16 protein-coding genes, 1 tRNA gene and 2 pseudogenes are annotated in these 19,320 nt (G+C 68.3%); 12 read left to right on the top strand and 7 right to left on the bottom strand.

What is annotated here, in order from left to right; translation table 11 throughout:
* Positions 1-23 precede the first annotated feature (23 nt).
* The gene (locus KXR53_RS30750; protein WP_437379429.1) at positions 24-323 is read left to right on the top strand and encodes a putative quinol monooxygenase; all 300 of its coding nucleotides are present in this window, start codon (positions 24-26) and stop codon (positions 321-323) included.
* A 4-nt stretch (positions 324-327) separates the two neighbouring features.
* Here the strand turns inward: KXR53_RS30750 and KXR53_RS30745 are convergent, their stop codons facing one another.
* On the bottom strand, positions 328-750 hold the full coding sequence (locus KXR53_RS30745; protein ID WP_437379428.1) for a MarR family winged helix-turn-helix transcriptional regulator: 423 nt from the start codon (positions 748-750) through the stop codon (positions 328-330).
* Between the two features lie 306 nt (positions 751-1,056).
* Here KXR53_RS30745 and KXR53_RS30740 point away from each other — a divergent pair, with 306 nt between their 5' ends.
* The 7 genes from KXR53_RS30740 (at position 1,057) to KXR53_RS30710 (ending at position 8,276) form a co-directional block, all read left to right on the top strand.
* Positions 1,057-2,004, top strand: coding sequence for a substrate-binding domain-containing protein (locus KXR53_RS30740; protein WP_437379427.1), 948 nt, complete (start codon positions 1,057-1,059; stop codon positions 2,002-2,004).
* Between the two features lie 97 nt (positions 2,005-2,101).
* Positions 2,102-3,343 carry an urea ABC transporter substrate-binding protein gene (locus KXR53_RS30735; RefSeq protein WP_437379426.1) on the top strand — a complete coding sequence of 414 codons (1,242 nt, stop codon included), beginning with the start codon at positions 2,102-2,104 and terminating at the stop codon, positions 3,341-3,343.
* A gap of 14 nt (positions 3,344-3,357) precedes the next feature.
* A complete protein-coding gene (locus tag KXR53_RS30730; protein WP_437379425.1) occupies positions 3,358-4,224 on the top strand; it encodes a branched-chain amino acid ABC transporter permease in 867 nt (288 codons plus the stop codon).
* The gene (locus KXR53_RS30725; protein WP_437379424.1) at positions 4,221-5,276 is read left to right on the top strand and encodes an ABC transporter permease subunit; all 1,056 of its coding nucleotides are present in this window, start codon (positions 4,221-4,223) and stop codon (positions 5,274-5,276) included. The genes KXR53_RS30730 and KXR53_RS30725 overlap by 4 nt, the downstream gene beginning before the upstream one ends.
* Before the next feature lies 1 nt (position 5,277).
* Positions 5,278-6,006 carry an ATP-binding cassette domain-containing protein gene (locus tag KXR53_RS30720; RefSeq protein ID WP_437379423.1) on the top strand — a complete coding sequence of 243 codons (729 nt, stop codon included), beginning with the start codon at positions 5,278-5,280 and terminating at the stop codon, positions 6,004-6,006.
* Complete coding sequence (locus tag KXR53_RS30715) at positions 6,006-6,704, top strand: ABC transporter ATP-binding protein (RefSeq protein WP_437379422.1); 699 nt, start codon at positions 6,006-6,008, stop codon at positions 6,702-6,704. The genes KXR53_RS30720 and KXR53_RS30715 overlap by 1 nt, the downstream gene beginning before the upstream one ends.
* A gap of 57 nt (positions 6,705-6,761) precedes the next feature.
* The gene (locus KXR53_RS30710) at positions 6,762-8,276 is read left to right on the top strand and encodes an amidase (RefSeq protein WP_437379421.1); all 1,515 of its coding nucleotides are present in this window, start codon (positions 6,762-6,764) and stop codon (positions 8,274-8,276) included.
* A gap of 162 nt (positions 8,277-8,438) precedes the next feature.
* On the opposite strand, the gene KXR53_RS30705 is transcribed toward KXR53_RS30710, so the two are convergent.
* The gene (locus KXR53_RS30705) at positions 8,439-10,496 is read right to left on the bottom strand and encodes a hypothetical protein (protein ID WP_437379420.1); all 2,058 of its coding nucleotides are present in this window, start codon (positions 10,494-10,496) and stop codon (positions 8,439-8,441) included.
* A 504-nt stretch (positions 10,497-11,000) separates the two neighbouring features.
* Between KXR53_RS30705 and KXR53_RS30700 the strand changes: the two are divergent.
* Together KXR53_RS30700 and KXR53_RS30695 are read left to right on the top strand one after the other, a co-directional pair.
* Positions 11,001-11,276 (top strand): annotated as a pseudogene (locus KXR53_RS30700) (tyrosine-type recombinase/integrase); the annotation flags it as partial.
* Between the two features lie 101 nt (positions 11,277-11,377).
* Positions 11,378-11,461 (top strand): annotated as a pseudogene (locus KXR53_RS30695) (hypothetical protein); the annotation flags it as partial.
* A 182-nt stretch (positions 11,462-11,643) separates the two neighbouring features.
* On the opposite strand, the gene KXR53_RS30690 reads toward KXR53_RS30695, so the two are convergent.
* From KXR53_RS30690 to KXR53_RS30675, 4 genes are all read right to left on the bottom strand, one after another.
* Positions 11,644-11,719: transfer RNA gene (locus tag KXR53_RS30690), tRNA-Lys, on the bottom strand.
* 92 nt (positions 11,720-11,811) lie between these two features.
* Positions 11,812-12,330 carry a pantetheine-phosphate adenylyltransferase gene (coaD, locus tag KXR53_RS30685; protein WP_437379419.1) on the bottom strand — a complete coding sequence of 173 codons (519 nt, stop codon included), beginning with the start codon at positions 12,328-12,330 and terminating at the stop codon, positions 11,812-11,814.
* Positions 12,331-12,344: 14 nt separating this feature from the next.
* Positions 12,345-15,068 (bottom strand): DNA gyrase subunit A, encoded by a 2,724-nt coding sequence (gene gyrA, locus KXR53_RS30680; protein WP_437379418.1) that lies wholly within the window; start codon positions 15,066-15,068, stop codon positions 12,345-12,347.
* Positions 15,069-15,215: 147 nt separating this feature from the next.
* A complete protein-coding gene (locus KXR53_RS30675) occupies positions 15,216-16,610 on the bottom strand; it encodes an MATE family efflux transporter (RefSeq protein ID WP_437379417.1) in 1,395 nt (464 codons plus the stop codon).
* Between the two features lie 232 nt (positions 16,611-16,842).
* Here KXR53_RS30675 and KXR53_RS30670 point away from each other — a divergent pair, with 232 nt between their 5' ends.
* Both KXR53_RS30670 and KXR53_RS30665 read left to right on the top strand, forming a co-directional pair.
* The gene (locus KXR53_RS30670) at positions 16,843-17,673 is read left to right on the top strand and encodes a class I SAM-dependent methyltransferase (protein WP_437379416.1); all 831 of its coding nucleotides are present in this window, start codon (positions 16,843-16,845) and stop codon (positions 17,671-17,673) included.
* A gap of 63 nt (positions 17,674-17,736) precedes the next feature.
* The gene (locus tag KXR53_RS30665) at positions 17,737-18,342 is read left to right on the top strand and encodes a LysE family translocator (RefSeq protein WP_437379415.1); all 606 of its coding nucleotides are present in this window, start codon (positions 17,737-17,739) and stop codon (positions 18,340-18,342) included.
* 2 nt (positions 18,343-18,344) lie between these two features.
* On the opposite strand, the gene KXR53_RS30660 is transcribed toward KXR53_RS30665, so the two are convergent.
* Positions 18,345-19,283 (bottom strand): LysR family transcriptional regulator, encoded by a 939-nt coding sequence (locus KXR53_RS30660; protein WP_437379414.1) that lies wholly within the window; start codon positions 19,281-19,283, stop codon positions 18,345-18,347.
* Positions 19,284-19,320: the final 37 nt, after the last annotated feature.

Below are 19,320 nucleotides of genomic sequence, written 5' to 3'. Positions count from 1 at the left end.
CAACCATGAGGGGCCCGGACAGGATGATCACGATCACGGCGATCCTGCGCGCGAAACCCGGGGCGGAGGCCGAGCTGAAGAGGGCGCTCCTTGCCGTCGCGGCCAATGTCCGGGCCGCGGAGCCCGGCACGATCGACTTCTTCGTTTCCCGGGATGACGAGACGCCGGCGATCTTCACCACCTATGAGCGGTTCCGCGACCGCGCCGCCATGGAAGCACACAACAGCTCCGCCGCCGTCGCCGCCTTCTTCGCCGCGGTGACACCGATCCTGGACGGGCCGGTCACCCTGCACATCTGCAACGAGGTCAGCGCGAAACGCTGAGCCCCTACTCCGCGATCAGGCCGCGCAGGATCTCGGTCAGGCGCGCCAGGTCGCCGGGGGAGAGGCGGTCGAGGACGCGCTTCTGCTGCTCACGGGCGTAACCGCCGATCTTTTCCCACAGCGCCTGCCCGCGCTTGGTCGCGTAGATCAGGACGCGGCGCCGGTCGTTCGGGTCGGGCGCGCGGATCACCAGCGACTGCGCCACCATGCGGTCGATGATCTTGGTCAGGGTCGGCGCCTCGACGAAGACCTGCTCCGCCAGCTCGGTCATCGGCCGGCCCCGGCCGTCGGCGAGCAGGCCGAGGACCCGGGACTGCTCGATCGGCACCCCCTGGGGACGCAGCTTCTCCTTGAGCTCTTCCTCGAACTGACGGTTCACGCCGGCGATGAGGTAGGCCAGCTGATCTTCCAGGCGCTCCGGCGGCATGGCCTTCTCGACCGTCAAAATTTCATTAGATGAGTTCGAAAGTAAATACCTGCGACAGGCCCGGCTTTCAAGGCTGGCGGGGCCACCCGCCCGCCGACAACACTGCCCAGAACATGGGCATGCCGGGCCGTCCCGCCGATTTTTGCGGCATGCCGACCGCGGCCGAAACCGCACAGTCCAACCCAGTCCAAGCGGCAGGGCTGGCATAGTCATTGCATTGGATTGTCGGCAAACTCGAAGCCGCGCTCGACGGGCCGAGCGGCCAGAGCGCTCCGTCGGCGTGCCCCAGCCTCGGAAGGACGTGGCGTGAAGATCGGGTTGCTGCTGCCGCGGGACGGGCCGGCCGGCCTGTGGTCCCCCTCGACCGAAGCCAGCGCCTTGCTGGCGGTCGCGGAGATCAACGCCCGCGGCGGCATCCGCGGCCGCCCGATCGACCTGGTCCTCGGCGATGCCGGCGGCACCGTGGCCGAGGCGGCGGAAGCGGCCGACGACCTGATCGCGCTGGACGAGGTCGACCTGCTGGTCGGCATGCATCCGAGCGACATGCGCGAGGCGGTGACCGCGGCGGTGCGCGGCCGCCGCCCCTATCTCTACACCCCGCAATACGAGGGCGGCCGGATCGAGGCCGGCGTCACCGCGACCGGCGTCACCGCGGCCGAGCTGCTGCGGCCCGGCCTGTACTGGCTGGCGGAGCAGCGCGGCGCCCGGCGCTTCTTCATCGTCGGCAACGACTATGTCTGGCCGCTTGTGTCGAGCGCCGTGGCCCGCACGCTGATCCGAGACGGCGGCGGCACGCTGGTCGGACAGACCCTGCTGCCCTATGGCGCGCGGGACTACGACCCGGTCTTCGCCGCGATCCGGCGGACCCGGGCGGACGTGGTGGTCCTGCTGCTGCTGGGCCAGGAGGCGATCGCCTTCAACCGCGAATTCGCCGCGGCCGGACTCGACCGCCGCCATCTCCGCTTTGCCCTCGCGACCGACGAGACCGTGCTGTATGGCATCGGCGCCGAGGCCTCGGCCGGCCTCCACATCACCGCGATCTATCTGGCGACGCTGCGCTCGGCCGGCAATGAAGGCTTCCTCGAGCGTTACCACGCCAGCTTCGGCGACCATGCGCCGACCCCGAACGCCTTCGGCCAGTCCTGCTACGACGCGCTGCACGCCTTGGCAGGGCGGCCCCGGCCGGCCCCGCGCCGGGCCGTGCATCTGGCCGAGGCCGACGGGCTCGACTTCCGCGTGATCGCCAGCTTCTGAGCCGCCCCCGGCGCCGCCCGACAAATCTATTGCCATTTCATTAATTGCCATTTCATATATATCCAACTCACAAAATCGACGACAGGAGAGGCGGCTCATGCGAATCTCGCGGCGTGACGTTCTGAAAACCACGGCCCTGTCGGCGGCCGGCTTGCTGGCCAGCCCGGCGATCCTGCGGCACGGCGCCCTCGGCGCCGAAGACCCGATCCTGGTCGGCAGCCTACACGACCAGTCCGGCCCGATCGCCGCCACCGGCGTGCCGATGGTCGCCAGCCTGCAGCTCGCGATCGAGGAGGCGAATTCCGCCGGCGGCCTCTTGGGCCGGCCGCTGAAGCTGGTGCATTACGACACCCAGTCGACGATCCAGATGTACAGCCAGTACGCCCAGCAGCTGGCGCTCAAGGACAAGGTCGCGATCGTGCATGGCGGCATCACCTCGGCCTCGCGCGAGGCGATCCGGCCGATCTTCGACCGGTTCAAGGTGCTGTACTTCTACAACACGCTCTACGAGGGCGGCGTCTGCGACCGCAACATCTTCTGCACCGGCACCACCCCGGCCCAGACGGTGGAGAAGCTGGTCCCCTCGGCGATGAAAAGCTGGGGCAAGAAGGCCTACATCATCGCCGCCGACTACAATTACGGCCAGATCACCGCCAAGTGGATGACCAAATACGTCCAGGACAATGGCGGCGAGATCCTGTCGACCGACTTCTTCCCGCTGGACGTGACCAATTTCGGCCCGACGATCAGCAAGATCCAGGCCGCCAAGCCGGACATCGTCCTGTCGGCCCTGGTCGGCGGCAACCACACCGCCTTCTACCGGCAATGGGCCTCGGCCGGGATGAAGAAGGAGATCCCGATCGCCTCGACCACCTTCGGCCTCGTCAACGAGCAGACCACGCTGGACGCGCAGGAGAGCGAGGGCGTCCTCGCCGCCTACGGCTATTTCGAGGAGCTGACGACCCCGGCCAGCGCCACCTACGTCAAGAAGCTGAAGGACAAGTTCGGCGCCGACATCCCCTACATCTCCGAGATCGCCGCCGCGACCTATGAGGGCTTCTACCTGTGGCTCGCCGGCGTGAAGGCGGCCGGCTCGCTCGACCGCATGAAGGTGATCGAGGCGTTGGAGGGCGGCATCAGCTTCGACGGGCCGACCGGCAAGGTCGTGCTCGACCACGCCACCCACCACGCCACACGCAACGCCTATCTCGGCACGGTCAAGGACCGGCACTTCTCGGTGGTCGAGACCTATGAGCAGCAGCCGCCCTCCGACACCGCGGCGGTCTGCAACCTGATCGAGAAGCCGACCGACAACCAGCAATATGTGATCAAGGTCTGAGCGAGGCCGGGTCGATGGAGCTCGCCGCCATTCTCGCGCTCGACGTCCTGAACGGCGTCGCGTCCCTGATCCTCTTGTGCACCGGCCTGGCGATCATCTTCGGCATGATGCGCATCATCAACCTCGCCCATGGCGAGTTCCTGATGCTCGGCGCCTATGCCACCGTGGTCTCGACCAATGCCGGGGTGAACGTCTGGGTGGCGATGCTGGTGGTGGCGCCGCTCTTCGTCGGCGCGGTCAGCCTGGTGGTGGAGCGCTGCCTGATCCGCTTCCTCTACGGCAGGCTGGTCGACACCATGCTCGCCACCTGGGGGCTCAGCTTGTTCATTGTCGGGCTGGTGACGACGATCTACGGCAACACCATCCAGGGCGTGCCGACGCCGCTCGGTGGCTTCTCGATCGGCGCCTACCGGTCCAGCCTCTACACCCTGTTCCTGGTGGCGATGGCGGCGCTTCTGCTGGCCGCGGTCTGGGCGGTGCTGCGCTACACCCGGCTCGGGCTGATCGCGCGGGCGACGATGCAGAATCCGGCCATGGCGGCCGCCCTCGGCGTCAGCCCGAACCGGGTCTACATGGCCACATTCGCCGTCGGCGCCGCCATCACCGGCCTGGCCGGCGGGCTGCTGGCGCCGGTCTCCGGCGTGGTGCCGACGATGGGGGCGGCCTATGTCGCCAAGGCCTTCATCACCGTGGTCGGCGGCGGCTCGGCGATCCTGGCCGGCACCGCCTCGGCCGCCGGGCTGTTCGGCTTCATCAACCAGATGGCAGCCTATCTGACCACGCCGGTCTTCGGCGAGGTGACGCTGTTCGTCTCGGCCATCATCCTGATCCGGGTGCTGCCCCAGGGCATCTCCGGCCGCTTCTTCGGGCGCAGCCTATGACCGGATCCCATCTCGCCAAGCTCGCGCAGTCGGCGGCGCTGGCCGCGGCGGTCGCCGCCGTCGTCGTGATGCCGCAAGAGGTCGAGATCTTCGACCTGATGCAGTACACGCTGTTCGCGGCGATGGGCATCCTCGCCCTCAGCCTCGGCTTCATCTGGGGCTTCGGCGGGATCCTGTCCTTCGGCCAGACCGCCTTCTTCGGCCTCGGCGCCTACGCCTATGCCGTCGCCGCGACCAATTTCGGCGACAGCACCGGCGCCGTGGCGCTGTCGGTTCTGGTGCCGGCGGGGTTCGCCCTGGTGCTCGGCTACTTCATGTTCTACGGCCGGATCAGCGACGTCTATCTCGGCGTGATCACGCTGACGGTGACGCTGATCCTGTTCAACCTGGTGAACTCCACCGCCGGGGACGAGTACCGCATCGGCGACGCGGCGCTGGGCGGCTTCAACGGCATGCCGGCCATCCCCGGCCTGAACGCTCCGGGCAATCCGGACTACCTGCTCGACCCGGAGGAGCTGTGGTTCGTCACCGGCGGCGCCCTGATCCTGGTCTATGTTCTCCTCCGGCTCCTGCTGGCCAGCCGCTTCGGCCGGGTGGCGGTGGCGATCCGCGAGAACGAGACCCGCGCCGCCCTGCTCGGCTACGACCCGCGCCTGACCAAGCTCGCGGTATTCGTGATCGGCGGCAGCATCGCCGGTCTAGCCGGCTGCCTCTATGCGAACTGGGGCGCCTTCGTCAGCCCGACCATCTTCAGCCTGGCCCTGTCGGCCGAGATCATCATCTGGGTCACTGTCGGCGGCCTCGGCACCCTGATCGGGCCGGTGATCGGCTGCGTCCTGATCCAGTACCTGGTGGCGCAGATCGGCACGCAGCAGGCGTTCAACGCCAACCTGGTGCTCGGCGTCATCCTGATCGCCTTCGTCCTGCTGCTGCGCCGCGGGCTGGTGCCGACGGCGCAGGATCTCTGCGGCCGGCTCGTCGCCCTGCTCCGCCGGCGTGCCGGCCGGGCCGTCGAGGCCGACAGCCTCGGCGCGCTGAAGGAGGCGGAGTGACATGGCGACGCCGGTCCCCCTGCTCGAGACCAGGGCCCTGACCATGCGCTTCGGCGGCGTGACCGCGGTCAGCGAGGTCGACTTCACCCTGCGCGAGGCCGAGCTGCGCTGCCTGATCGGGCCGAACGGCGCCGGCAAGAGCACCTTCTTCAAGATGCTGACCGGCCAACTGGCCCCCAGCGCCGGCACGATCATGTTCCGCGGCCGGCCGGTCGCCGGCGCCAGCCCGCACCAGATCGCCCGGCTCGGCGTCGGCATCAAGACCCAGGTGCCGAACGTGTTCAACGGGCTGTCGGTGCGCGAGAACATCTGGCTCGGCGCCCGGCGCACGCACACGCCGCAACGCACGGCGGCGGTGGTGGACGAGGTGCTGGAGAAGATCCGCCTGACCGCCCAGGCCGGGACCCTGGTCGGCCGGCTGTCGCACGGCCAGCGCCAATGGGTCGAGATCGGCACCGTGATCGCGGCCGACCCGGAGCTGATCCTGCTGGATGAGCCGGCGGCCGGCATGACCCATGACGAGGTGCTGCGCACCGCCGAGCTGATCCGCGAGATCAACCTGTCCCGCGCACTGGTGGTGGTCGAGCACGACATGCAGTTCATCCGCATGATCGCGCGCACGGTCACCGTGTTCCATCAAGGCCGGGTGCTGATGGAGGACACGGTCGACGCGGTGCTGCGCGACGGCCGAGTGCGCGATGTCTATCTCGGCAAGAAGGTCGCGGCGTGATGCTGAGAGTTCAGGGCCTGCATGGCGGCTACGGCCGCATCCCGATCCTGGCGGGGGTCAGCTTCGCGGTCGAGGCCGGGGAGTCGGTCGGCATCCTCGGCCACAACGGCATGGGCAAGACCACGCTGATGCGCACCCTGATGGGCTATCTGCCGGCCACGGCCGGGACGGTGGGCTTCGAAGGAAGCGACATCACCCGGGCGCCGACGGCGGCGCGGGCCAGGGCCGGCCTCGGCTACGTGCCGCAGGGACGCGAGATCTTCCCGAACCTGTCGGTCATGGAGAATCTGCGGATGGGCATGGCGGCCGCCCGCGAGGACCGCAGCGTGATCGACGAGGTGCTGACCGAGTTCCCGCGGCTGCAGCGCCTGCTCGACCGGCGCGGCGGCGCCCTGTCCGGCGGCGAGCAGCAGCTGCTGGCCCTGGCGCGCTGCCTGTGCATGCGGCCGAGGCTGCTGCTGCTCGACGAGCCGACCGAGGGCATCCAGCCCTCGATCATCGAGGAGATCGTGGAGACGCTGGAGGGCTTGCGCGCCCGCCGCGGCCTGACCCTGATCCTGGTCGAACAGAACCTCGACTTCATCGCCGCGCTGTCGCAGCGGATCCTGACCATCCAGAAGGGCCGGATCACCGGCAGCCTGGCGCCCGAGCAGTTCCGCGACCCCGAGCTGGTCGCCGAGTTCGTCGGCATGGCGTAGCCGCCGGGCCGCCATCGCCGCATCACCGTTCGTCCACGCCCGACAGGGGAGCACATCATGGCCGTCACCCGCCCGTCCGTTCCGCAGCTGGTCGACATCGCGGCCGGCCTCGGCATGCATCTGACCGCCGAGCAGGCGGCGGAATACCTCGCCCTGATGGGCAGCAGCTTCGCCGCCTACGACGTGGTCGACGCGCTGCCGGACGAGGTGCCGGCGGTCAAGTATCCGCGCACGCCCGGCTACCGGCCGGGCCCGGCCGAGAACCCGCTCAACGCCTGGTACTGGAAGAGCGAGGTGAAGGGTGCGCCGACCGGCAAGCTGGCCGGCAAGACGGTGGCGCTGAAGGACAATGTCTGCCTCGCCGGCGTGCCGATGATGAACGGCGCCTCGACCCTCGAAGGCTATGTCCCGAACATCGACGCCACCATCGTCACCCGCATGCTGGACGCCGGCGCCACTATCCTCGGCAAGGCCGTGTGCGAATACTTCTGCCTGTCCGGCGGCAGCCACACCTCCGAGCCCGCGCCGGTGCACAACCCGCACCGCCGCGGCTATTCGGCCGGCGGCTCCTCCTCCGGCAGCGGCGCGCTGGTCGCGGCCGGCGAGGTCGACATGGCGATCGGCGGCGACCAGGGTGGGTCGATCCGCATGCCGTCCTCCTTCTGCGGCATCTACGGCATGAAGCCGACCCACGGGCTGGTGCCCTACACAGGCGTGATGCCGATCGAATCCACCATCGACCACACCGGGCCGATGACGACGACGGTGGCCGACAACGCCCTGCTGCTGGAGGTGCTGGCCGGCCCCGACGGGCTCGACCCACGGCAATACGCGCCCAAGGTCACCTCCTACACCGGCGAGCTCGACCGCGGCGTGAAGGGGATGAAGATCGCCGTCGTCGCCGAAGGCTTCGCCGGCGCCAATCTGGAAGCGGATGTGAAGGAGAAGGTGTTGGCCGGGGCGGAGCGGTTCCGCGCGCTCGGCGCCGAGATCGCCGAGATTTCGATCCCCGAGCATCTCGTCGCCGCCTCGGTCTGGGCCCCGATCGCGCTGGAAGGTTTGCAGTGGCAGATGATGCTGGGCAATGGCATGGGGATGAACTGGAAGGGCCTCTACAATGTCGGCCTGATCGATGCCCATGCGGCGTGGCGGGAGCGCGCCGATGATCTGTCCGAGAGTCTCAAGATCTCGATGCTCACCGCCCAGTACTTCATCAGCCATTACCGCGGCCGCTACTACGCCAAGGCGCAGAACCAGGCGCGCCGGATCAAGGCGGCCTACGACGCCGTCTTTGCGACCTACGACCTGCTGCTGATGCCGACCCTGCCGATCAAGGCGACGCCGCTGCCGGAACCGGGCGCCTCGATCACCGAGATCGTCACCCGAGCCTTCGAGATGATCGGCAACACCTCGCAGTTCGACGTCACCGGCCATCCGGCGATGTCCCTGCCCTGCGGTCTCGGCGGCGGGTTGCCGATCGGGCTGATGCTGGTCGGAAGGGACTATACCGAAGCCACGATCTACCAGGCCGCCGCGGCCTTCGAGGCCAGCGGCGACTGGAAGACCTTCTGAGCCGGATCGTCAGACACCGGCGATGGACGAATGCTTCACGTCCGACGTCGTAGTGCCCGGACGGACGACTCGTTCAGGATCGGCTGCGCCTGATTGGCGACTGAACAAAAGCCCCGTCGGAGTGCCGGCGGGGCTTCGTGTCAGATCTCGATCTGGATCGAGTTATAACAAAGTTGGTTGCGCGGACAGGATGCCACCGATATCCATATGGGCTTGCAGCCGCAGTTTGATGGGTAACCCGAGATCCATCGGTTCTTCACCAAACCACCAATATTGCCAGCCCTCTTCCCCAAGGCCGTAGATGGTGCGACGGCCCAGGCCCCCGGTTGAGCCGGTGTACTCCGCGATCTCCTGGTCGCCCACCGACAGCCAGCGCGTCACCACCCCGTTCACCGTCTTCGACCGGCGCCGCCCCAGCGGGTCGTAGGTGTAGGTCGCCGTCACCGCCGGCGGCGCCGTCCTCTTCGCCGACACCAGCCGGTTCTCGCTGTCGTAGCCGTAGGTCCAGACCCCGTCCGAGGTCAGGTTGCCGTTCGCGTCGTAGCCATAGCTCACCCCCGCCACCGTGGCGTATTGGTTCAGCGCGTTCGGCGCATAGGCCGGGCTCGCCGCCGCCAGACCCGACGGCAGGAACGTGTCGTCGCTCCAGGTCGCCGAGGTCCGCTGGTGGTCCTGGTTGTAGGCGTAGTCCACCGTCACCCCGCCGCCCGACCAGGCATGCGCGATCTGCGCCACCTGCCCGCTCAGGGTCCAGGCGACGCTGCTGATCGCCTTCGCCGGGTTGCCGAAGGTGGTCTTGGTCCGCTGCGACAGCGTGTCGTAGTCGTAATGCGCCAGCCGCACGCCCGCCGACACCGTCCCCTGGTGGATGTCCGTCAGCCGGTCGCGGGCGTCGTAGACATAGCTGACCGAATAGGCCGGCGAGCCCGGCCAGCTCAGCGTCACACGATTGCCGTTGGCATCCAGGCTCCAGCCGATCGTCCCGAAGAACGGCGACGTCTCGCTGACCTGCCGGCCGGCGGTGTCGTAGCCGAAGGCATAGGCGCCCGAGGCCGCGCTCGCCTTCAGCATCCGCCCGGTCAGGTCGTAGTCGTAGCTGATGATTTCCTGCCCGGTCGGCGGCGTCTTTCTGATCATCCGGTTCAGCGCGTCGTAGTCGTATTTGATCTGCGCCCCCGACCGCGTCTGCCGGATCGTCTCGTTGCCGTTGGCGTCGAAGGCGTGCAGCTCGAAGGCGCCGCCCGGATAGGTGACCTGGCTCTGCCGCTTGAACCCGTCATAGTTGAAGGTCAGCGTGTTGCCGTTGCCGTCCGCCACCGTCGCGAGAAGGCCCCCCTTGTAGTAGGTCCGCGTCTCCCGCGTCACCGCGCCAAGGTTGTTCGTGATCGACGGGTCCAGCGTTCCGAAGACCAGGTCCACCACCTTCACCGGGCGCGACGCCGCATCGTAGCTCGTCAGCACCCGTCGGCCGCTCGAGGACGTCACCGCCGTCGGCCGGCCGAGCAGATTGTAGCCCGTGGTCGTCACGGTCCCGTCCGGGTTGGTGACGGAGCTGACCTTCCCCGCCGCATTGTACGCCGTCGTGGTCGTCCGCCACGCTGCCGGCACCGAGTCCGAGGCCGGCACATAGCGCCTCACCGCCGTCCGCCGCCCGTCCGCGTCATAATCGTACTGGGTCACGTTGCTGTTGGTGAACGGCGCCGGCGGACGCTCATCGATCAGCAGCCGCGCCAAGTTGTAGGTATAGGTCGTGGTCAGGTCGCGCGGATTTCTCTCGGTCGCCCGGTCCCCCTGCGGCGTGTAGGTCCAGCTGGTCGTCAGGTTCAGCCGGCCGGTTCCGGAGTCGACCGTCGTGCTCAGAAGGTTGAAGGGCGCCGCGGCATCATAGGTGTTGGTGGTGACCCGGCCCTCCGGGTCCGTCACCGTCAGCACCTGTCCTCTGCCGTTGTAGGTGTAGCCCGTGACCGGGCTGGCCGATGCGCCCGCCTTGGTCACCGCAGGCTGCGTCACCTTGGTCAGGTTGCCCTTGGCGTCATATTGATCGGTCGTGGTGTTGCCGCGGCCGTCCTTGGCGGTCAGCACCGTGTTGAAGGTCGGGTCATAGGTCCAGCTCTCGACGATCGGCACCGCCAGCTGGCCGGTCGCGGTATCGATCGCGCCCGGGATCGGGTTCGTCGTCCGCTTCACCAGATTGGAGGCGGCGTCGTAGGCCTGCTCCACCGAGTCGCCCAGGGGGGTAGGTCGTTTTTATCGGCCGGCCGATCCCGTCATAAGCAAACTGCGTGGTATCGCCGACTTGGTCCGTATCCCGAATGTGGTTTCCGTTCCGGTCGTAATACAGGACCCGGCTCCCGCCCACCGGGTCGATCTCCTGGCTTCGATACCCGTTGGCGAAGAGATAGGTCCAGCGATTGCCGAGCGCGTCGGTCTGGGTCATGACCCGGCCCAGCGTGTCATAGACGTTGGTCACGAAGGGCGTGCTGGGGAAGGACGGATACGTGATCGTCGTCAGCCGGCGTCCAGAGTCATAGGCGAAGGCCGTGGCCTTGGACATCGGATCGGTGAAGCCGGTCAGCAGCTTGCCGGCGCTGTCATAGCTGTAGGAGGCTGAGGCCGTCCCGTTGCTGACCTTGGTCAGCTTGCCGTTGGTGTAGGTAAAGCTCAGCGTCCGCCCCATCCCGTTGCTGACGCTGCTCAGCAGCTTCGGACGACCCGACGGCCGAAATCGCATTCTTCCCGTCCGGCACCTTTCACACCTGGATCGAGGAGGAGCTGGCCGCCTACGAAAGGCGTTGGCCGGTCGGTACGATGGAGCGGACCGCCTTCGCCCTCGCGCTCTACACCGGCCAGCGCAAGAGCGACATCGTGAAGATGCGGTGGAGCGACTACAACGAAACAGCCGGCACGATCAGCCTTGCCCAGAAGAAGACGGACCAGGAGGCCAAGGACGAGAGCATCGTCATCCCGGTCCATCCCCATCTCCGGGAAGCGCTGCGGGCCACGCCACGCCGCCACGGCGCGATCCTCACGACGCAGTACGTACAGCCATTCACACCGAACGGGTTCGGCAACTGGATGGCCGACAAGATCGGCGCCTCGGCGTGCCGGATCGCTGCGTTCTGCATGGCCTACGGAAGGCGGCCGCACGCCGGCTCGCCGAAGCCGGATGCAGCACGCTCGAGATCATGTCGATCACCGGCCACAAGTCGATCAAGGAGGTCGAGCGCTACGTGGCCGCAGCCCGGCAGAAGCTCCTCGCGAAGGCCGCCGTGATCAAGATGACCGAGCATCTGGCGGACAAGGAGTTACAAACCTCGCCGGCCAAATCTACAAACCCTATTACAAATCAACTACTTAGCACTGGGAATGGTGAGCCGGGTGGGACTCGAACCCACGACCAGGGGCTTAAAAGGCCTCTGCTCTACCGACTGAGCTACCGGCTCACATCGCCGCCCCGGAGCGCTGCCGGGCGGGCGGGGCGCACATTAGGGAGGGCCCGTCCGGCGGTCAACACCCGCAAGACGCGATGATGGCCTTATTCCGCCACCAGGCCCTTGCGGGCGAACTGCTCGGTCAGGCGCTTGGCCACCAGCGGGCTGACGAAGGGGGCGATGTCGCCGCCCAGCCGCCCGATCTCCTTGACGAAGCGGGAGGAGATGAACTGATAGCGGTCCGACGCCATCAGGAACACCGTCTCGATCACCGGATTGATCTTGGCGTTCATGCCGGCCATCTGGAACTCGTACTCGAAATCCGAGACGGCGCGCAGCCCGCGCACCACCATCGTGGCGCCGACCGAGGCGGCGAAGTGCATCAAGAGGACGTCGAAGGAGCGGACCTCGATCGAGATCCCCTGCGCCACCAGGGGGGCGACGTCGGCCCGTACCAGCTCCACCCGCTCGTCGGTCGAGAACAGCGGGCCCTTGCCGTCGTTGCGGGCCACGGCGACGACCAGATGGTCGACGATCCGTGTCGCCCGCTGGATGATGTCCATATGGCCCTTGGTGATGGGATCGAAGGTGCCGGGATAGACCCCGATGCGCGCCTTGGACATCCGTGCGGCCTTTCTTATGCGCTATCGCCGCCCGACGCGGCGCCGTCCTGTTGCTCATCCGCGGCATCGCCGGATGCCTCGGTTCCCTCCTCGAGCGCCTCGTCGCCCTCGCCGTCGGTGCCGTTCTCCTCCGGCACCGAGGCCACGGAGACGACACGCTCGCCCTCGGCGACGTTGAACAGCCGCACGCCCATGGTCTTGCGGGCGGCGATCCGGACATCCGAGACCGGGCAGCGGATCAGCTGGCCTCCATCGGTGACGAGAATGATCTCCTGGCTCGGCGAGATCGGGAAGCAGGCGGCGACCGCGGTGTTCTTCTCGCCCATCGCCATCGTCCAGATGCCCTTCCCGCCCCGACCGGTGATGCGGTAGCCGTAGGCGGAGCTGAGCTTGCCGAAGCCTTCCTCGCTGACCGTCAGGATGAACTCCTCGCCCGCCTCCAGCTCGGCGAAGCGGGCCGGGTCGAGGTCATGCTCCTCCACCGGCTGCTGGTCGGCGCCGTCGGTCTCCTCGCCCTCGGCCCGGCGCAGCGCATTGGCCATGCGCAGATAGTTCGCGCGCTCGTCCGGCGTGGCGTCGAGATGGTGCAGGATCGAGATCGAGATGACGTTGTCGTCGTTGGCCAGCCGGATGCCGCGCACGCCGGTCGAATCGCGGCCCTTGAAGACGCGGACGTCAGTGACCGGGAAGCGGATGCACATGCCGGTATGGGTCGCCAGCAGCACGTCCTGGTCGTCGCTGCAGACCTTGACGCCGATCAGGCTGTCACCCTCGTCCAGCTTCATCGCAATCTTGCCGTTGCGGTTGATGCTGGTGAAGTCGGCCAGGCTGTTGCGGCGGACATTGCCGCTGGCCGTGGCGAACATGACGTAGAGCTGGTCCCAGGTGCTCTCGTCCTCCGGCAGCGGCATGACGGTGGAGATGGTCTCGCCCTGCTGCAGCGGCAGCATGTTGACCATCGCCTTGCCGCGCGACTGCGGCGTGCCGATCGGCAGGCGGTAGACCTTCAGCTTGTAGACGATGCCGCGGCTGGAGAAGAAGAGCATCGGCGTGTGGGTGTTGGCGACGAACAGGTCGGAGACGAAATCCTCCTCCTTCGTCGCCATGCCGCTGCGGCCCTTGCCGCCGCGACGCTGCGCCCGATAGGTCGACAGCGGCACGCGCTTGATGTAGCCGCCGTTGGAGACGGTGACGACCATGTCCTCGCGCTGGATCAGGTCCTCGATGTCGGCCTCGAATTCGAGGTCGAGGATCTCGGTCTTGCGCGGGGTGGCGAACTGCTCCTTCATCTCGGCCAGCTCGCCGCGCATGATCTCCAAGAGCTTCTCGCGGCTGGACAGGATTGCGAGGTATTCCTGGATCTCGGCGACGATGGCGCGCAGGTCGTCCCCGATCTTGTCGCGCTCGAGGCCGGTCAAGCGGTGCAGGCGCAGATCAAGGATCGCGCGGGCCTGGGCCTCGGACAGGCGGTAGGTCTCGTCCTCGCCCAGCGGATGGCCAGGCTCGTCGACCAGCCGGATCAAGGGCGCGATGTCGCCGGCCGGCCAGGCCCGGGCCATCAGCTCCTCGCGCGCCGTCTGCGGGTCGGGCGCGCGGCGGATCAGCTCGATCACCTCGTCGATATTGACGACCGCGGTGGCGAGGCCGACCAGGACATGGGCCCGTTCGCGGGCGCGGCCCAGCAGGTAGCGCGTGCGCCGGGTGATCACCTCCTCACGGAAGGCGACGAAGGCGTCGATGATCTGCTTCAGGTTCAGCAGCTCGGGCCGGCCGCCGTGCAGCGCCAGCATATTGACACCGAAGGAGGTCTGCAGCGGGGTCGAGCGGTACAGCTGGTTCAGCACCACATCGGCGCTGGCGTCGCGCTTCAGCTCGACGACGATGCGCACGCCGTCGCGGTCGCTCTCGTCGCGCAGCTCAGAGATGCCCTCGACCGTCTTGTCGTTGACGACCTCGGCGATGCGCTCCATCAGCCGCGACTTGTTCACCTGATACGGGATCTCGGTGAAGATGATCGCTTCGCGGTCCTTGCGGATCTCCTCGATGTTCGACCGCGCCCGCATCACCACGCTGCCACGGCCGGTGGCGACGGCCGAACGGATGCCGGACCGGCCGAGGATCAAGGCGCCGGTCGGGAAGTCCGGCCCCGGCACGATCTGGTTCAGCTCCTCGATCGAGATCGCCGGGTTCTCGATGGTGGCGAGGCAGGCGTCGATCACCTCGCCCAGATTGTGCGGCGGGATGTTGGTGGCCATGCCGACGGCGATGCCGCCGGCGCCGTTGACCAGGAGATTCGGGAAGCGCGACGGCAGCACCGTCGGCTCGGACTGGGTCTCGTCGTAGTTCGGCTGGAACTCGACCGTGTCCTTGTCGATGTCGTCCAGCATCGCCTCGGCGGCCTTGGCCAGGCGCGCCTCGGTGTAGCGCATCGCCGCCGGCGGGTCGCCGTCCATCGAGCCGAAATTGCCCTGCCCCTGGATCAGCGGCAGCCGCATTGAGAAGTCCTGCGCCATGCGCACCATGGCGTCGTAGATCGCGGTGTCGCCATGGGGGTGATACTTACCCATGACGTCGCCGACGACGCGGGCCGACTTCTTGAACGGCTTGGTCGAGTCGTAGCCGCCCTCCTTCATCGCGAAGAGGATGCGGCGGTGCACCGGCTTGAGGCCGTCGCGCACATCCGGCAGGGCGCGGGAGACGATCACGCTCATCGCGTAATCGAGGTAGGAGCGTCGCATCTCCTCCTCAATCGTCACCGGAGTGATGTCGAGGTGCGGCGGCGTGGGCGAACGTTCGGTCAAAGCACTGTCCGGGCTGGCAAAAGAACGTGCCCGGTCGGCCTGCCGGGCGCGGCGACGCTAGCACGTTTCCGCACCTGCGAACAATCAGGCGGCGGCACCGGCCGTCGCGGTGCGGGCGTCGCTCCGCGCCAGGAGATGGAAGCGCCAGGCCAGCAGCCCCACCGAGACCACGCTGGCGATCAGAATCGCCTCGAACAGCCCGACGGCGCCGCGCCCGAGATGGACGCCCAGGAACCAGCCGAGCGGCGTCATCACCACGATGTAGGAGATCGTGTGCAGCAGCGTCGGCACCACCACGTCGCCGCGGCCGCGAAGCGCATTGGCCATCACCACCTGGCCGCCATCGACCAGCAGGATGAAGGTCGAGACCAGGATCACCGGCACCACCAGCGGAATCAGCGCCGCGTCGCTGGTGTAGGCCTCGGCGATCGGCCGGGCGAAGAGCCAGAGCACGGCTCCCAGCGCCACCATGACGACGCTGTTGACGCCGAGCCCGACCCAGCCGGCCAGCATCATGTCCTTGAGGTCGCGCCGGCCATGGGCGACGCCGACCCGGACCGCGGTGGCGGAGGCGAGGCCGAGCGCCACCATGAAGATCAGCGCGATCAGGTTGAGGCCGATCGAAAAGGCGGCGAGCGGCAGGGTGCCGAGCAGCCCGGCGAACAAGGTCAGCGCGGTGAAGGCGCCCGATTCGATGAAGATGCTGAGGCCCCCGCCATAGCCGAGCTGACGCTGCTTGGCCCAGTCGCGCCAGCGCCAGCCCTGCCAGCGGCGGATGCCATAGGTCTCGTGCTCCGGCATCAGCCAGACATAGGCGACCAGGCTGGCCGCCAGGAACACGCGCGCGGCGGTGCTGGCCCAGGCCGCGCCGAGGGCGCCGAGCTCCGGCAGGCCGGCGACGCCGAACACCAGCAGCCAGTTGATCAGCGCGTTCAGGATATTGGCCAGGATCATCGCCACCATGCCGGGCACCGGCCGCTTCAGCCCTTCGAGGAAGAAGGCGGTGACGGTGTAGACCACCGCCGCCGGCATGCCCCAGCCGAGCACGATGGCGATCTCGGCGCCGGCCTTCGACAGCTCCGGCGTCTGCCCGGTCAGCAGCAGCAACGGCTCGATGAAATGGCACAGCACGGCCAGGACCAGGCCGATGGCGCCGCCATAGATCAGCGCCCGGTGCCAGACCGCACCGCATTCGTCGGGCCGGCCGCGGCCGAGGGCGTTGGCGGTCATCACCAGCGCGCCGATCACGAGGCCGGTGGAGGTGCCGATCATGCTGCCGATCGGGGCGTTGGCGATCGACAGATGGGCCAGGTCGGCGCTGCCGTAACGGCCGACGAAGAGGGTGTCGACCAGCGCCATCAGGATCAGCCCGGCGCGGGCAACGATCACCGGCAACGCCAGGCGCAGCAGCTCATGGACATGTCGCCGGACCCGGGCGCGCATCCAGCTTTCGCCCGGCCGGATCGGAACCTGGTACATCGCGGCGCCTCTCCTCCCTCGGAGCGGCACACTAGCAGCCCGACGCAGCGAACATCAGGCGCCCGAACGCCGATCTGCCATGCGCTTGCCCCGAGCGCCGGCAGCAGCATATCGCAGATATTTTACGAACATTATTCAAAACACTACTTAAAATCGGCAATCATATCAAATAATGACTCACGTAATGCTTTATCGCAGGATATCACCGACGCGCACCCAAGGAGAATTCAAAATGAATGGCCCTGGCAGCACGGTCGAATATGCCCTCGGCCATTCCGAGGCCGAGATCCGGAGGCTGATGCTGCAGGCCACGGTGCTGCGGCCGATCACCGAACGCCTGCTGCGCGCCGCGGGGCTGCAGCCGGGAATGCGCGTGCTCGACCTCGGCTGCGGTGCCGGCGACGTCTCGCTGCTGGCGGCAGAGATCGTTGGGCCGACGGGTTCGGTGACCGGCATCGACCGCAGCGCCGAGGTGCTGGGCGTCGCCCGCGACCGCGCCGCGGCGGCAGGCCTGGACCATGCCGCCTTCGTCGAGGCCGAGATCGACGATTTCTCGGCCGGCGAGCCCTTCGATGCCGTTCTCGGGCGCTATATCCTGATCCATCAGCCGGACCCGATCGACACGATCCGACGGGCGGCCGCGCAGCTGCGGCCCGGCGGCATTGCCGCCTTCCATGAGATCGCCCTGCACAACGACTGCGAGTCGCTGCCGCCCGTGCCGCTGTGGCAGGACACCGCGCGCGTGCTCTTCGACGCCTTCCGGATGCTCCTGCCCCATCCCGATATCGCCGGCCGGCTGATCCATGCCTTCGCCGAGGCCGGGCTACCGACGCCCCGGCTGTTCAGCGAAAACCCCGTGGGCGGTGGCGAGGATTCGCCGCTGTATGCCTGGATGGCGGAGTCGGTGCGCAGCGGCCTGCCCCTCATTCAGCGATCGGGGCTGGCAGACGCCGGGGCGATCGGGATCGAGACGCTGGAGGACCGGCTGCGGCAGGCGGCCGTGGCGGCTGGCAGCCAACTCGTGATCTCGGCGCAGATCTGCGCGTGGAGCCGCAAGCCGTAGCGGCTTCGCCGTCTCTTTTCGGGACGCTATGCTGCTGGGATCGCAGGCCGATCGGACCACGCCATGATCACCCCCGCCGCGCTCGCCCTCTTCGCCGTGCCCGTCGCCCTCGCCGCCCTGGTCCCCGGACCGGCGCAGACGGCGCTGGTGGCGCGGGTGCTGTCGCGCGGCGCCGGCGAGGCCGTGCCCTTCGTCCTCGGCATGGTCGCCGGCAACGCCCTCTGGCTGGCCGCGGCGGTGTTCGGCCTGTCGGCGCTGGCCCTGGCCTATGAGCCGGTCTTCGTCGCGGTGAAATGGGCCGGCATCGTCTACCTGGCGGTCCTGGCCTGGAAGCTCTGGCGCGCCCCGGCGGCGGAGCCGGAAGCGGCGCCGCGGCGGGCCGGCGGGTTCCTGGGCGGGGCGGCGCTGACCCTGGGCAACCCGAAGGCGGTGGTGTTCTTCGGCGCCGTGCTGCCGCAGGTGCTGGACCTGACCACGCTGGACGCGGCCGGCATCGCCGCGGTGTTCGCGGTGCAGATCGGCATCGACCTCATGGTCCAGTCGGCCTATGTGGCGGGGGCCGCGCGCGCCCGCCGCTTCTTCCTGTCGCCGCGGCGGCTGCGCCTGGCCAACCGCTCCGCCGCCGCGATGATGGCGGGATCGGCCGCGCTGATCGCCAGCCGCGGCTGATCTCAGGCCGGAATCGGCGCGCCGACCCGCTCCACCGTTCCCGCCTCGCCCTCCAGCAGCCGGCGTTCGGCCGCGAACAGGGCGGCGATCGCTTCCTTGGCCCGGGCGACGCGGGGCGAGCGGCCGACATCGTGGTGCACGATCAGGCGGTAGCGGTGCTCCATCGCCGGCACCAGCGGCGACACCCGCACCAGATCCGGATGGGCATCGCCGACGAAGCAGGGGATCAGCGCCAGCCCGGCGCCGGACAGCAGCGCCGACAGCATCAGATCGGTGGTGGTCAGGCGCAGGACGCGGACGCTATCCGCCAGCAGACCCTGCTTCTCCAGCGGATAGCCGTCGATGTCGCGGCCGACCCGCTCCCAGTCGTAGATCACCCAGTCGCACTCGGCCATGCGCGCCTCGGTCCAGGCACTGGGATGGCGATCGACATAGAGGCGGGCGCCGTAAACCGCGTAGGTGGAGCGGCCGACCACCCGCGACCGCAGTCCCGGCAGGTCCGGGATGGCGGCGTAGATGCCGATATGCACCGCATCATCGCCCAGATTCGGAACCTGGCGCTCCCAATCGACGGCCAGGTCGATCCCGGGCAGCGCCTCGCGCAGCCGGGGCAGCCTTTCGGCCAGAAAGCGGCTGGCCCAGCCATCGGCCGCGACCCGCACCAGCCCGGTGCCCGGATCGGCCTGGATCCGCGCCTCGCGCTCCAGCGCCGCCGCCGCTTCCGCCATGGCGCGCAGATGCGGCAGCAGCGCCTCCCCGGCCGCGGTCGGGCGATAGCCTTCGGCCCGGCGCTCGAACAGGATCAGCCCTAAACGCTCCTCCAGCGCCTGGACCCGGCGGCCGACGGTGGGCTGGCTGAGGCCGAGGCGCCGCGCCGCCGCCGACAGGCTGCCGGTCTCGGCCACCGCATGGATCACCCGCAGATCGTCCCAATCGGTCACGGCCGGCCCCGCCCCTGCACGCTGAACGGAAACGTAC

This window comes from Inquilinus limosus (genome assembly GCF_051487185.1).
Taxonomy (GTDB): domain Bacteria; phylum Pseudomonadota; class Alphaproteobacteria; order DSM-16000; family Inquilinaceae; genus Inquilinus; species Inquilinus limosus_F.
Note: the sequence above shows the minus strand (reverse complement) of the source record. Positions and strands in the feature narration are given on the sequence as shown.